Source organism: Microbispora sp. CA-102843 (assembly GCF_050936215.1).
Lineage (GTDB): Bacteria > Actinomycetota > Actinomycetes > Streptosporangiales > Streptosporangiaceae > Microbispora.
Map to the genome: position 1 here is coordinate 4,908,549 of NZ_JBNJNF010000001.1, position 13,619 is coordinate 4,922,167.

11 protein-coding genes and 2 pseudogenes are annotated in these 13,619 nt (G+C 71.2%); 8 read left to right on the plus strand and 5 right to left on the minus strand.

The features are described 5' to 3' along the window. Positions 1-65 precede the first annotated feature (65 nt). From ACQEVJ_RS22790 to ACQEVJ_RS22800, 3 genes are read left to right on the plus strand one after another with little or no spacing between them, the layout of a single operon-like run. Positions 66-692, plus strand: coding sequence for a TetR/AcrR family transcriptional regulator (locus ACQEVJ_RS22790; RefSeq protein ID WP_319019180.1), 627 nt, complete (start codon positions 66-68; stop codon positions 690-692). Beyond that, positions 689-1,579: an ABC transporter ATP-binding protein gene (locus ACQEVJ_RS22795; RefSeq protein WP_193208928.1), complete on the plus strand. Its 891-nt coding sequence runs from the start codon at positions 689-691 to the stop codon at positions 1,577-1,579. Before ACQEVJ_RS22790 ends, ACQEVJ_RS22795 begins: the two co-directional genes overlap by 4 nt. Further along, on the plus strand, positions 1,576-3,159 hold the full coding sequence (locus tag ACQEVJ_RS22800; RefSeq protein WP_433104144.1) for an ABC transporter permease: 1,584 nt from the start codon (positions 1,576-1,578) through the stop codon (positions 3,157-3,159). The genes ACQEVJ_RS22795 and ACQEVJ_RS22800 overlap by 4 nt, the downstream gene beginning before the upstream one ends. Before the next feature lie 189 nt (positions 3,160-3,348). Here ACQEVJ_RS22800 and ACQEVJ_RS22805 read toward each other — a convergent pair. Continuing rightward, positions 3,349-6,457 (minus strand): annotated as a pseudogene (locus ACQEVJ_RS22805) (Tn3 family transposase). 135 nt (positions 6,458-6,592) lie between these two features. Between ACQEVJ_RS22805 and ACQEVJ_RS22810 the strand changes: the two are divergent. Beyond that, positions 6,593-6,790, plus strand: a pseudogene (locus tag ACQEVJ_RS22810) (response regulator transcription factor); the annotation flags it as partial. A gap of 79 nt (positions 6,791-6,869) precedes the next feature. Here ACQEVJ_RS22810 and ACQEVJ_RS22815 read toward each other — a convergent pair. Together ACQEVJ_RS22815 and ACQEVJ_RS22820 are read right to left on the minus strand one after the other, a co-directional pair. Then, positions 6,870-7,355, minus strand: a complete 486-nt coding sequence (locus ACQEVJ_RS22815) for an FBP domain-containing protein (protein ID WP_433104146.1) — start codon at positions 7,353-7,355, stop codon at positions 6,870-6,872. A 316-nt stretch (positions 7,356-7,671) separates the two neighbouring features. Beyond that, positions 7,672-8,055 carry a VOC family protein gene (locus ACQEVJ_RS22820; RefSeq protein ID WP_433104148.1) on the minus strand — a complete coding sequence of 128 codons (384 nt, stop codon included), beginning with the start codon at positions 8,053-8,055 and terminating at the stop codon, positions 7,672-7,674. Positions 8,056-8,282: 227 nt separating this feature from the next. On the opposite strand from ACQEVJ_RS22820, the gene ACQEVJ_RS22825 reads away from it, so the two are divergent. The 4 genes from ACQEVJ_RS22825 (at position 8,283) to ACQEVJ_RS22840 (ending at position 11,574) form a co-directional block, all read left to right on the plus strand. Next, positions 8,283-8,591 (plus strand): MiAMP1 family antimicrobial peptide, encoded by a 309-nt coding sequence (locus ACQEVJ_RS22825; protein ID WP_433104150.1) that lies wholly within the window; start codon positions 8,283-8,285, stop codon positions 8,589-8,591. Positions 8,592-8,734: 143 nt separating this feature from the next. Further along, complete coding sequence (locus tag ACQEVJ_RS22830) at positions 8,735-9,325, plus strand: DinB family protein (RefSeq protein ID WP_433104152.1); 591 nt, start codon at positions 8,735-8,737, stop codon at positions 9,323-9,325. Between the two features lie 212 nt (positions 9,326-9,537). Next, positions 9,538-10,587, plus strand: coding sequence for a DUF418 domain-containing protein (locus ACQEVJ_RS22835; RefSeq protein ID WP_433104154.1), 1,050 nt, complete (start codon positions 9,538-9,540; stop codon positions 10,585-10,587). Between the two features lie 156 nt (positions 10,588-10,743). Continuing rightward, complete coding sequence (locus ACQEVJ_RS22840) at positions 10,744-11,574, plus strand: putative protein N(5)-glutamine methyltransferase (RefSeq protein ID WP_433104156.1); 831 nt, start codon at positions 10,744-10,746, stop codon at positions 11,572-11,574. On the opposite strand, the gene ACQEVJ_RS22845 is transcribed toward ACQEVJ_RS22840, so the two are convergent. Both ACQEVJ_RS22845 and ACQEVJ_RS22850 read right to left on the minus strand, forming a co-directional pair. Beyond that, positions 11,547-12,287 carry a MerR family transcriptional regulator gene (locus tag ACQEVJ_RS22845; RefSeq protein WP_433104157.1) on the minus strand — a complete coding sequence of 247 codons (741 nt, stop codon included), beginning with the start codon at positions 12,285-12,287 and terminating at the stop codon, positions 11,547-11,549. The genes ACQEVJ_RS22840 and ACQEVJ_RS22845 overlap by 28 nt on opposite strands. A gap of 40 nt (positions 12,288-12,327) precedes the next feature. Then, positions 12,328-13,584 carry an APC family permease gene (locus ACQEVJ_RS22850; protein ID WP_433112896.1) on the minus strand — a complete coding sequence of 419 codons (1,257 nt, stop codon included), beginning with the start codon at positions 13,582-13,584 and terminating at the stop codon, positions 12,328-12,330. Positions 13,585-13,619: the final 35 nt, after the last annotated feature.

The following is a 13,619-nucleotide window of genomic DNA, read 5'->3' on the forward strand; positions in this document are numbered from 1 at the left end:
TCGGCTCCGCGTTGATGTGCTGAACATTCGTATGGCGAACGATACGTTTGTATAGACTCTTGGACGTGCGACCAATTTCTGAAGAGGACCTGACGACGCGCGCCCGCATCCGCGACGCTGCGATGGCGCTGTTCGCCGAGCAGGGGGTCAAGGCCACCACCATCCGTGGGATCGCCGAGGCCGCAAAAGTCTCGCCCGGCCTGGTGCAGCACCACTTCGGCACCAAGGAAGCGCTGAGACAGGCTTGCGACGAGTACGTCCTCAGCTACCTGCGCGAGCAGGTCACCGTAGGCGTCACCGACCACAACCTGGACAAGCCCGAATTCATCGAGAACGTCCATCGAACCGCGCCGCCCCTGATGAAATACCTCGGCCGCGCGCTTGTGGACGGTTCCCCCGCAGCCGCCGCCATGTTCGACGAACTCGTCAGCGTGACGGAGGAGCATCTCGCCGACGACGACCGCTCGGAGGCCGACCATCGCGCCCGCGCGACCGTGCTGACCGCGATGAAGCTCGGCATCACGGTGCTGCACGAGCACGTCTCCCGCGCGCTGGGCACGGACCTGTACGCCCCGCAAGGCGCAGTACGCGTCGGCAAGGCCCAGCTCGATCTGATCAGACCGGAATTCCTCGGCCGCGAGCTGTTCGACCAGGCGCGGACGGGCCTCGAGAAGGTCGAGGGACAACGATGAACGCCGCAGTGCACGTGGGCGGCCTGGTCAAGAGCTTCGGCCGGGCCAAGGCCCTGGACGGGCTCGACCTCACCGTCAAGACGGGCGAGGTGCACGGCTTTCTCGGGCCCAACGGTGCCGGCAAGACCACCACCATCCGTATCCTGCTCGGCCAGATGCGCGCCGACGGCGGCCAGGTCGCGTTACTCGGCGGCGACCCCTGGCGCGACGCCACCGAACTGCACCGAAGGCTCGCCTACGTGCCCGGCGACGTCACCCTGTGGCCCTCGCTGACCGGCGGCGAGGTCATCGACCTGATGGGCAGGGCCCGCGGCGGCCTGGACCCCAGGCAGCGCGCCGAGCTGCTGGAGCGCTTCGAGCTCGACCCGCGCAAGAAGTGCCGTACCTACTCCAAGGGCAACCGGCAGAAGGTGGCGCTGGTGGCCGCGTTCGCCTCCGACGCCGAACTGCTGATCCTCGACGAGCCGACCTCGGGTCTGGACCCGCTCATGGAGGCGGTCTTCAACGAGTGCGTCCTGCGGGAGAAGCGCAACGGCCGCACCGTGCTGCTGTCCAGCCACATCCTGTCGGAGGTGGAGACGCTGTGCGACCGCGTCAGCATCATCCGCGCCGGCCATACCGTCGAGTCCGGCAGCCTGGCCGACCTGCGCCACCTCACCCGCACGTCGGTGACCGCCGAGCTGATCGGGCCCGCTCCCGGGCTGGCCACCCTGCCCGGCGTACACGATCTGACCGTGGACGGCGCGCGGCTGCGCTGCCAGGTCGACGGTGACGCGCTCACCGCGGTGCTCGCCGAGCTCGCCAGAGCGGGCGTACGCACCTTGACCACGCAGCCGCCGACGCTGGAGGAACTGTTCCTGCGCCACTACGAGGGAGCCGCCAGATGACCGGCACCATGACCGGCACAGGGACACTGATCCGGCTCATCCTGCGCAGGGACCGCGTGCTGCTGCCGGTGTGGATCGTGATCAGCGCACTGCTGCCAGCGAGCATCGCCTCCGCCACCACCGACCTGTACGCCGACCAGGCCGCCCGCGACTCCTTCGCGGCCGCCTCGGCGGGCAACCCGGCGCAGCTGGCGATGCGCGGCCCCATCTACGACGCGAGCGTCGGCGGCCTAACCGCCTGGACGCTCGGCTCCTCCCTCGCGCTGATCGGCGGGCTCGTCAGCATCCTGCTGGTGATCAGGCACACCCGGGTCGAGGAGGAGACCGGCCGACGCGAGCTGCTGGCCTCGGGTGTCATCGGCCGTCATGCCCCGCTGGCCGCCGCGCTCGCGGCCGTGCTGGCCGCCAACCTGCTCCTGGGCCTGCTGTCGGTGCCCGCCCTGGTCGCGGGCGGCCTGCCCGCGGGTTCCTCGCTGCTGTTCGGGCTGTCCACGGCCGCGGGCGGCTGGGCGTTCGCGGCCGTGGCCGCCGTCACCGGGCAGCTCACCGCCTCCTCCGGGACGGCACGCGGCATCGCGATCGCGGCCGGCGGCCTGCTGTTCGCGCTGCGCTCGCTGGCCGACGCCGGTCACGTCGGCTGGCTGGCTTGGGTGTCGCCGTTCGGCTGGGTCCGGCTGACCAGACCCTACGCCGGGGACCAGTGGTGGGTGCTGGGGCTGATCGCGGTGTTCGTCGCCGCCCTGACGGCGGTCGCGTTCGCGCTGTCCACACGGCGTGACGTGGCCAGCGGCCTGATTCCCGCCCGCCCCGGACCCGCCGGCGGAACCCTGCCGGGCGCGTTCAGCCTGGCCGCTCGCCTGCACCGCAGCACGCTCGCGGGCTTCGCGATCGGATTCGGAGCGCTGGGCGCCCTGCTCGGCGTGGCGGCACGCGGGCTGAACACCCAGTTGGACACGCCGCAGTTCCGGGAGCTGGCCGCGACTCTCGGCGGCGCCGAGGCCCGGCTCTCGGACGTGTTCTTCACGTTCGTGATGTACGTGCTCAGCCAGCTCGTCGCGGGAGCGGCACTGGTGTCGGCGCTGCACGCCCGTACGGAGGAGGCGGCGGGCCGGGCCGAACTGCTGTTGTCCACCCCCGTCGGCCGGCTGCGCTGGGCGCTGAGCCACCTGGTACTCGCCGTCGTGAGCCCCGTGCTGCTGCTGACCGTGCTGGGCGCGGCGGCGGGGCTCACCTTCGACGGCGACGTGGCCCGCGTCACCGGGGCCACGCTGGCCTACCTCCCCGCGGTCTGGACCATGACCGGGATCGCGACGCTGATGTTCGGCCTGTTGCCACGGCTGGCGGCGGCCGTGAGCTGGACCGCGCTCGGCCTCTTCCTGGTCGTGGACCTGCTGGCGGAATTCAAACTGGCCACCGGGATCGTTCTGGACCTTTCGCCGTTCGTGCACGTGCCAGCGATGTTGCTGAGCGGCGCCTCGTCACCGGTTGTGTCGCTGCTGGGGCTGACCGTAGTAGCCATCACCCTGACCACGGCGGGGCTGGCGTTCCTGCGCCGCCGCGACCTGATGCCCTCCGCCTGAACAGCCCCAGAGAGGCGCTGATAGCCGACAGCCAGCGGTGTTCATCTTCTGGACGCAGGACGGCGGCGTCCGCGTGGTGAACCTGGCCACCGTTGCTCAGCCGTAGAACGCATCGACAACAAATAGATCACTGACCGCCAACTTCACCAGTGGCCCACTTGCCGTCCCGGGATTCGAACGGCCCGCGCTTCAGACGCCGTCCTCGTCCACGACAGTGGCACTGGCGGGGTTGGCCTTGGGTAACGTCGCCGTGCCGAGCGGCCGCAGACCCTTGTCCGGGGCCGAGGAGGCGATCGCGTAGCGGCCCAGGCAGTTGAGGTGGGCGTGGCCCAGCGGGGACAGCCGCGCCACGTCCTCGTCCTTGACCGGCACACCCTGGGCGTGTAACTGGTCCACGATCGCCGACAGATACCGTGAGTTCCACAACACGACGGCATTGACGACAAGTCCCAGAGCTGCCAGTTGGTCCTCCTGGCCTTCCCGATATGCCTGCCGGATCCGGCCGGAGTTGCCGTGGCAGATCTTGCGGGCCAGGCGATGCCGGGATTCCTGGACCGACAGCTGTTTGCCCAGCTCCGGCGGTAGCTGGAATCCATCGGGTCCAGCATGCTGAGCAGGTGCATCGTCTTGTCGATGCGGCCGTACTCGGCGAAGGCCTGCCCCAGCGGCGTCGGAGAACCCTGGCGGGCGAACATGCGCAGCAGGTCGTAGGCGCGCACTTGGTTGGTCACCAGCGATCCGGCGACGCGGAGCATGTCCGGCCACTGGTGATCACCTTCTTGGGGTTCAGTTTGTTGCGGGCGATCGCCTCCAGCACCCCGTAGTCGCCGGTGCTGCCGTCAGGCAGGTCGGCCCGCCAGAACCGCTGGTCGCCCAGGTCGGCGAAGCGGGGCGCGAACCGGTAGCCGAGCATGGAGAAGATCCCGAACACCATGTCGCTGTCCTGGTCCGTCGTGACCACCTCGGGTTTCGGTCCGGCGTCCAGGTTGATCAGGCAGTCCAGGATGTACAGGGAATCGCGGGGCGTGCCCGGCACGACCATCTGCCCGATCCCCGCTACTTGATCATTGACTGCGTTGAGCCAGGTCAGGCCCCTTTTGTAGCCGTAGTACTTAGGTGAGGGCCCGGCGTTGATCGTCTTGACCGGGACGACGAACCGCAGCCCGTCCACCGACGCCAGCAAGCCGCCGCCCCACGCCGCGACGATCGGCACCTTGCCCTGGTGCTCGATCAGGATCGCGTTGGCCGCGGCGTGCGTCTCGGCACGCACATAGTTCTGATCCACGTGCGAGAGCCGGCCCCGGGTCAGCGCCTCATCCCCGGCCTTGAGCACCGGCGTCAGCCCGACGTTGCACGCCTCGCTGATCAGCAGCGCCACCAGCGATCTCGGCAGGTCGTTCATGCGGGTGGAGATGTCGGCCAGGTGCACGTAGGCGTCCAGGAACCCGGTCCAGGCGTGCACCTCCAGTAGTAGCTCGGGCAGGTCGATGCGGGGCAGCATCGCCTGGCAGGCGGCCCGCAGCCATGCCAGCGACTCGCTCTCGCCGAGCGCGCCGAGCTTCTCCACCGACAGCCGGGCCCGCCCGCCGCCGGCCGGGGTCACCACCGAGACCAGCGCGTCCTCGCCCGCCTCCTCCAGCCGGGCGGCCATCTGCTTCCAGGCCGCGTCCAGGGCCAGGACCTTGTCGTTCAAATGCTTCTGGACGGGGTCGGTGAGCGACAGGGAGGCCAGCACGTCCTCGGCGATCGCCTCCCACTGCGGGCCGGCCAGCAGATGCGCGCGCGGGTCGGCCCAGCGCAGCGACGGTGAGGCGAACACGTCCCTGATCGTCAGGGCCCGCATCAGGTGCTCCAGCACGCACACGACGTACGCGTCACGATCCACCGCGCCCTGCGGCAGGTCCGGGTTGGCATACACCGCCCGCTTCCAGGACGCGGTCACCAGCGCGGCGTCGATCTCCTTGGGCAGCAGCGGCTTCTTGCTGACCTGCCGTCGCGACAGCTCCGGGAGTCGACGCACGGCGGCCAGAACGCGCCGCCCGCCCGGTGCCGCCGCCAGCGCCTTGGACTCGCCCAGCAGCCGCAGGAACGGGCGCACGGTGTGGTACTTCTCCACCAGCGCGGCGCGCATCGCCGCCTCGGCCGCGCCGTCGGACTCGGGGACCAGTTCCTCCACCACGCCCAGCGCCGCACGGACCTGCTCCTTGCTGGCGCCGGCGATCTCGGCCACCGCGGCCCACATCGCCGCCACATCGAGGTCGGCGCCCTCCTGGTCGACCAGGTCAAGCTGGTCGACCAGCACACGGCCGGCCTTGGCCACCAGCTTGGAGGCCCGCTCCAGCCGGGGCAGCATCCGCAGCCGTTCGTCGGCGGACTTGCGGCGGGCCGGGCTGATCAACCGGGTGGCCATCAGCAGCGCGAACAGATCGAGAGCGTCGTCGATCGCCTCGGCCTCCAGGCTCCGGGTGACCGCTAGCAGCGTCGCCGTCCGGCGCGGCTCGACCAGCCGGTCCAGCGCCGGCGCCTTGCTGCCCGCCCCGTACTTGGCCAGCGTCTTCATCCGCCGCACCGGCACCTTCGACACCGCAACCCGGCCCAGCCCGAAGCCGGCCAGGTTGTCCACCCGCTGCAGCGCCCGCACCATCTCCGTACCCGAGGTGCGCTTGGGCGCCTGCCGCAGCTTCTCCAACTCCGAGATGCGCGAGCCCTCCGGCACCACCAGCAGATCCGACAACGCGGTCGGCAGGCGCGGATCGGCACGGCGCACCTGCTTGGCCACCACGGTGTACATGCGGACATCGGCCCGTTCCCGCACGCTGCCTACCAGGCGTTCCAGCACGGTCACCCCGGGCAGCAGCACCCGATGCCGCCGTAGCCACGCCACCGACTGCTCGAACAGCGCCACCGGCCCCTCGGCGTGTGTCCAGGCCCGGCCATGCAGGAAGGTCCGGAACTGGCGCGTCAGCTGCCGTTCGCTCCAACTGCTGGTGTCATCGAAGGTGTGGTAACCGTAGGCGTCCCGGATCATCCAGGCGTGCTCGTACGTCGTCTTGGGCCGCTCGGCATACTTCTTGACCTGCGACGCGTCACCGATCCCCAGCTGCTCGGCCAGATAGTCCACCACCGGCCAGGGCACCGCCAGCGGATCCTCCAGGAACAACCCCTTGTACCGAACGGTCCCGATCTGGACGGCGACGCCCAGCCGGTGAGAATCGGCCCTCGACTGCGCGATCACATTCCGGCCGAAGCTGTCGAGGAAGAAGAACTTCTCCATGTCTGACAGCGATGGCACCTCGATGAACGAGGCGTAGCCCGCACGGTAGGGCTATATAGGTCGCGATCAACTCATAGTGATTGACCCGTTACAAGTGAGGATCTTTCAACCGTAAGTGCGCCTTGATCCTTCTCAGCGCCAACGGCTGTCCGCCGGTTCCTCGCCCCCGGGGAACGGGAAGTGCTGACCCTGGTCGGACGCGGCCGGTCGAACACCGAGATCGCGGAGGACCTCTTCATCACGGTGGCCACCACCAAGGCGCACGTGTCACGGCTGCTCACCAAACTGGGCGCCCGGGACCGGGTCCAGCTCGTGATCATCGCCTATGAGATGGGGCTCGTCACACTGCCGCGCTGATGGCGTCCCTGGACCCATGGCGAAGTCGGCGAACGCCTGCCCCAGGCCGATCAAGAGCGATCTCAGCGGGGAGTGCCGATCAGGCGGTCACCTTCTGGAGGAACTCGCTCACGTTGACCACGGTCCTGCTGATCTTCTCTTCGAGCGTGAGCGATTCGGGCATCCGTCCGCCGGGCCCGACGTCCTTCTTGCCCCGCAGGTAGAGGGAGCAGGCCAGGTCGGTGCAGATGTAGGCGCCCACGGAGTTGCCGCTGCCGCCGGAACGGCGGGCGGTCATCAGCGACACACCATCGCCGGTGTGCGTGGTCAGGCAGAGCGAGCACATGCTGCGCCGCACATGTCCGGCATTCGAGGTGGCCCGTCGTAGCGCCACCCCGACCAGACGGTCTCCCTGCTCGGCGACCAGGTACGCGCGGCCCGGCGAGGAGAGATCCTGCCAGCCCAGGAAGTCCAGGTCGTCCCAGGGCCGCACATCCAGATCCCTCGGCACGGCAAGGCGTTTGGCCTCGCCCTTGGTGCAGTTGACGAACGAGGCGCGGATCTCGCGCTCGGCAATTGGCTTCATAGGCACGAAGCTATCGTCCGGCGGTTTTAAGGGCAATTGATTATGTTTTCCCCTAGGAGTCCTAGGAAGGCAGGGAAGGCGGAACCGGCCGACGAGGTGGGGCTGGAGACCCTGAGGTCCCGAAGACGGCCGGCGTGCGGGACGGCAGCCTCTACTCGCACATCAGGCACCCCACGCCTCCCGCTGGCCCTGTTCGCGCCAGGCACGAACAGGGCATCCGCTCTCCGATCGCGTCACCGCACTGGTCCTCACCGCGGGCTTCGCCCACCCCGACCCGCGGTTCCCGCAAGGCGGCTTGGCGCCAGGACGCATGTGGTCAGAGGGGCTGAAGCCGGGTGTGCAGGAGGCAGAATTCGTTGCCTTCAGGGTCGGCCAGGACGTGCCAGTTCTCGGTGCCGGTCTGACCGACGTCGGCGGGCCTGGCGCCGAGAGCGAGCAGCCGCTCCAGCTCGGCGTCCTGGTCTCGGTCGGTGGCGTTGACGTCAATGTGCAGCCGGAGCTTCCCGGGCCGCGGGTCGCTGCTGGGGCTGAGGACGAGGGTGGGCTGCGGGCCGCCGAAGCCGGCGTCGGGCGGCCCGATCTCGATGCTTCCGTCGTCTTCCCGGCCGAGTTCGACGTAGCCGAGGACCTCGCTCCAGAACGCGGCGAGCCGATCGGGGTCGGCGGCGTCGATGACCAGCTCACTGATGCGGCATGCCATGCCCGACAGTGTACGTAGACAACCCCAGAGTCGATCATCGTCCGCGCGCTCTGCCGACGACCCGGATATGGCGCGACCTGCTCTCGACCAGCTCGCCACCCCGACAGAAGTGGCGACGCCGACCATCACCTGAGCTCCCGCCGCAAGCAGGGGGGGTGACGAAACGAACACTCTCCGTTACCATTCGATTACTCAAAGTAGGAGTTCGGCCTCGTCCAAGGAGCGTCATGAAAAGGTTCGTCCTCGTCCCCGCCCTGACGGCCGCGACAATCGCGATCAGCGCCGGTGCCGCCTACGCCTCACAGTACGTCGCCTATGAGGGGCCCGGCTTCAGCGGCAGGTCGGTGGTCATCGACCGCTGCGGCGTGTCCAACATCCCTTTCCACGGGTCGTACCGGTGGTATGGCGACGGCCAGAGCGGCCGGATGTACAACCAGCCCGACGCGCAGGGCGTCGCCCACTTCACGCTCGCCTCCGACAGGAACGCGGAGCAGAGGACTCCAGTCGGCTGGCAGAGCATCTTCATCGTCTGCTGACCCCGGCTCCGCCACGCCCCGTCCCCGGCACCCGCCGGGGGCGGGGCTTTCCGCATCGCGGGAGGACCGGCCGGGCTCGGCTCGGCGGCGGCGCAGGGAAATGCCGATGCGGGCTGCCGGCGCCGGCTGAGAGACTGCCCGGCATGACCGCACCGGAACCGAAGAAGGATCTGCAACGCTATCTGCAAGCCGCCCGCGACGCGCTGCTGTGGAAGCTCGACGGGCTCTCCGAGTATGAGATCCGCCGCCCGCTGACCCCCACCGGCACCAACCTCCTGGGGCTCGTCAAACACCTCGCCGGGGTGGAGGAGGGCTACTTCGGCGAGACCTTCGGGCGGCCGTTCGGCGAATCGCTGCCGTGGATGGCGGACGACGCCGAGGACAACGCGGACATGTGGGCCACGGCGGACGAGTCACGCGAAGAGATCGTCGGACTGTACCGCCGGGTATGGCAGCACGCGGACACCACGATCGCCACGCTGGCACTCGACGCGATCGGCCGTGTGCGGTGGTGGCCGGACGAGCGGAGCGAGGTGACGCTGCACCAGATCCTGGTGCACGTGATCGCCGAAACCAACCGGCACGCCGGCCACGCCGACATCGTCAGGGAGCTCATCGACGGAGCGACCGGAGTGCGGGACGGCAACCTCAACCTGCCCTCCGGCGATCAGGAGTGGTGGGAGAGTTACCGAAACCGGCTGGAGCGCACGGCGCGGCAAGCCGGCCAGGGCTGATCGCGCCCCGTGCCGCCCGGCTAGGGAGTGTCTGACCGGGCCCGGTGACGTACCGGGCGCCGGTCCTGGCAGGACGAGGGACGCCACACCACCTGCACCGCCGCGGCGCTGAGCCCGGCCTCCGGAATTGGCCGGAAGTACGGTCGCGGGCGGCGCGAATCATGCTTCCGGCCCATAACGGCAGGGGGCCGCCGCCCGCAGGATGAAGCCCCATGCACCGTGAGAACGTCACCTCCCCCGCCGCGCTCCCGCGGCCCGGCGGGACCGGCCAAGTCACCACCTCCGCGGGCCGCGCGCGCATCGCCGCGCTCGACGTCGTACGCGGGTTCGCGTTGTGCGGGATCCTGCTCGCCAACGTCCAGCCGATCGCCGCGACCGGCGCGTTCGTCGCCCCGTCCACTCCTGGGGGCAGCGAGGCCGCCTGGCTGGGCCTGCTCGTCGATCAGCGCTTCTTCCCGATCTTCTCCCTGCTCTTCGGCGTCGGGTTCTCGCTGCTGCTGGACTCCGCTGCCGCCCGCGCTGCCCGCCCGCGCGTGGTTCTGCTGCGCCGGCTGCTGGTGCTGCTCGCGCTCGGCGTGGCCCACTTCGTGCTGCTGTGGCACGGCGACATCTTGAGCACCTACGCCGTCGTCGGCCTGCTGGTGTTGCTGCCCTCGACCTGGTTGCCCCGCCTGGCGGTCGCCGTCCTCGCTCCCGTGTTCGTCGCGGTGTCGCTGCTCGTCGGAGGCGACCGGATCGCCCTGATCGCCGGACTGTTCCTGCTGGGCTCGGCGCTGGTCCGGTATGGCGTGATCGACCGGCTGGAGCAGTCGGCGCGCGTGCCGGCCACGCTGGGGCTGGTCCTGGCCGCCGCCGCGGCGCCCGTGCTGTGGCTCCAGACCCGGTTCGACCCGGCCGACCGCAGTTTCAGCATCTCACTGGCCGGGGCCGGGCTGCTGATCGCCGGGGTGTACGTCTGCGTCCTGCTGGTTGTGCTCAGGACCCCGCTGCGGCCGGTGCTGCTGGCCGTGTTCGCGCCGCTCGGACGGATGGCGCTGACCAACTATCTGTCCGCGACGGTCCTCGTGCTGGTGGCGAGCCGCGCGCTCGACGGCCCGCCGCACACCTGGCCGGCCTCGGCCGTGCCCCTGATCGCCGGCGTCATCCTCGCCGTCCAGTGGGTGTGGTCCACCCTGTGGCTGCGCCGCTACCGGCAGGGCCCGCTGGAGTGGCTGTGGCGCTGGGCCACCTGGGCCCACCGCCCGCCCCTCCGCCGCGAGTAGACGGTCTGGTGTAAGGTGCCGGTCACGGCGGCGACGACGCGAGGAGGTGAGCCCCATTACCGCTGAACAGATCGGGTGCTCCCCTCTCCCCGTACGTAGGGTCGCGTAGAGACAGGCGACCGCGGGAGCGCCCTCGGCACACCGAAAGGCTCTCCCTTGTCACTGTCCTTCTCCCCCGCTCTTCCCTCGATCGTGGCCCGGCTGCGGGCCGCCGGGTGCGTGTTCGCCGAAGATGAGGCCCGTCTGCTGGTCTCCGCCGCGCGTACGCCGGCCGAGCTCGACGACATGGTGGACCGGCGCGCCTGCGGCCTGCCCCTGGAACACGTCCTCGGGTGGGCTGAGTTCTGCGGACTGCGGCTGGTCGTCGACCCGGGGGTCTTCGTGCCCCGGCCGCGCAGCGAGTTCCTGGTCCGCCAGGCCGCCGCACTGGCCCGGCCGGGCGCCGTCGTCGTCGACCTGTGCTGCGGCTCGGGCGCGCTGGGCGCGGCGCTGGCCGCCGCCGTCGGGCCGATCGAGCTGCACTCCGTGGACGTCGACCCCGCCGCCGTACGCTGCGCCCGCCGCAACCTCGCCACGGCGGGTGGCAGGGTGTACGAGGGCGACCTGTACGCGGCCCTGCCCACCGCCCTGCGGGGCCGGGTGGACGTCCTCGTCGCCAGCCCGCCGTACGTGCCCACCGGCGCGATCGGGCTGCTGCCGCCGGAGGCGCGCGTCCACGAGCCGCAGGTCGCGCTCGACGGCGGCGCGGACGGGCTCGACCTCGTACGGCGGGTCGTCGCCGGGGCGGACGACTGGCTCACGCCGGACGGCCACCTGCTGGTGGAGACGAGCGAGAGCCAGGCCAGGGAGACCGCCGACGCCGTCGCCCGCGCCGGGCTCGCCGCACGCCTGACGCACGACGAGGAGCTGGACGCGACCACCGTGATAGGAACCAGGCCGCGCCCCGCTCGCAGGGCGGATCAGCGCGCGGCTGCGCCGGTGACGTAGTCACGCAGGCGGGCCGATCCTTCGAGCATGGCGACGGCCGTGGAGGCGAGGGCGGCGCCGCGTTCGGTGAGGGCGGCGCGCAGCGCGTCGGTGCTGCCGGTGCGGCGCAGGCCGTCGAGCACGTCCCCGATCCGCGCAAGCGGATACCGCCCCTGCCGGAGCATGTGGATCATGCGGGCGTCGCGGACCTCGGCCGGGCCGTACCACCGGTAGCCGGTGCCCGGCTCGCGCTGCGGCGTCAGCAGCCCGGCGGCCTCCCACACCCGCAGCGCCGAGGCGCGTACGCCGAGGAGGGCGGCCACCTCCCCGATACGCAGGACGGACTGCGGCGCCGCCGGGCCGCCGGGATCCTGCCCGGCCACCGCCTCGAGCGCCTCCCCCGTCGCCCGCAGGGCGAGCCGCTGCTGGTGCAGCGCGGCGTGGCAGGCGTCCACGAGTGCGAGCGCGCCCGCCAGGTCGCCGTCGTGCACCGCCAGCATGATCGAACGGGCGGCCTCCCAACCGTACCCCTTGGCCAGCGCCCGGTAGGCGAGCAGGGCCTCGCGGTGCCGCGTGTCGAACCTGCGGTAGCCGGCGGCCGTCCGCTCGGCGGGCGGGAGGATCCCCGCGTCGGCGTAGTTGCGGATCTGCTGGGTGGAGACCCCTGCCTCCCGCGCCAGATCGACCGGGCGCAGCGCCCTCCGGCTCACCGGGCTTGAGACTTCGGGTCGCATCCGCCCATGGTATTCCCCCGGGAGTCTCAAGCACCGCTCGTCAGGTGACGGCCCGGCGCAGGCCGTAAACGGCGGCGCCGGCGGCGAGCACGGCGGCCCCGGAGACCACCGAGGACAGCGGCAGGGCGAAGGCCAGGATCAGGCACCCGGCCAGGCCGACGGCGGGCACGACCCGCGGCGGCCGTCCCTCACCGGCGCCGAGGGTCCAGGCACTGGCGTTGGCGACGGCGTAGTAGACCAGCACGCCGAAGGAGGAGAACCCGATCGCGCCGCGCAGGTCCGCGGTCGCGGCCAGGATCGCCACGACCGCGCCCACGGCCAACTCGGCGCGGTGGGGCACGTTGAAACGGGGATGGACGGCGGCCAGCACGTGCGGCAGGTGCCGGTCGCGGGCCATGGCCAGCGTGGTGCGGGACACCCCGAGGATCAGCGCGAGCAGCGAGCCGGTCGCGGCGAGCGCGGCGCCCGCCCGTACGACCGGGGCCAGGCCGGGATGCCCGGCCTCCCGCACGACGGCGGCCAGGGGCGCGACCGCGTTCCCCAGTCCCGCGCCGCCAAGCACGGCGAGCGCGGACACCGCGACCGCCGCGTAGACGACCAGGGTGAGCCCGAGCGCGAGCGGAATCGCGCGGGGTATGGTCCGCGCCGGGTCGCGCACCTCCTCACCGAGGGTGGCGATGCGGGCGTAACCGGCGAAGGCGAAGAACAGCAGACCCGCAGCCTGCAGCACCCCGCCGGCGGTGGCGTCGGCCCCGACGTCCAGCCGCCCCGGGTCCGCGGCGCCGGAGGTCAGGCCCGCGACCACCACGGCGGCCAGCACCGCGAGGACCGCCCCGACGATGACCCGGGTGAGCCAGGCGCTCTTGTGGATTCCCGCGTAGTTCACCGCGGTCAGCGCCACCACGGCCGCCACCGCCACCGCGTGGGCCTGCTCCGGCCACACGTAGGAGCCGACGGTCAGCGCCATCGCCGCGCACGAGGCGATCTTGCCGATCACGAACGCCCACCCCGCCAGGTAGCCCCAGAAGTCCCCCAGCCGCTCCCGCCCGTACACATAGGTGCCGCCGGAGACGGGGTAGCGCGCGGCCAGCCGGGCCGAGGAGGTCGCGTTGCAGTAGGCCACCACCGCCGCCGCCGTCAGCCCGAGCAGCAGCCCAGACCCTGCCGCCCGCGCCGCGGGCGACAGGGCGGCGAAGATCCCAGCGCCGATCATCGAACCCAGCCCGATGACCACGGCGTCGGGCAGCCCCAGCCGGCGCTCCAGCGGCCCCTGACCCGCGCGTGCGGGCGTGCCCATGGCGACCTCCAGTGACACCGATCCCGACATCGATC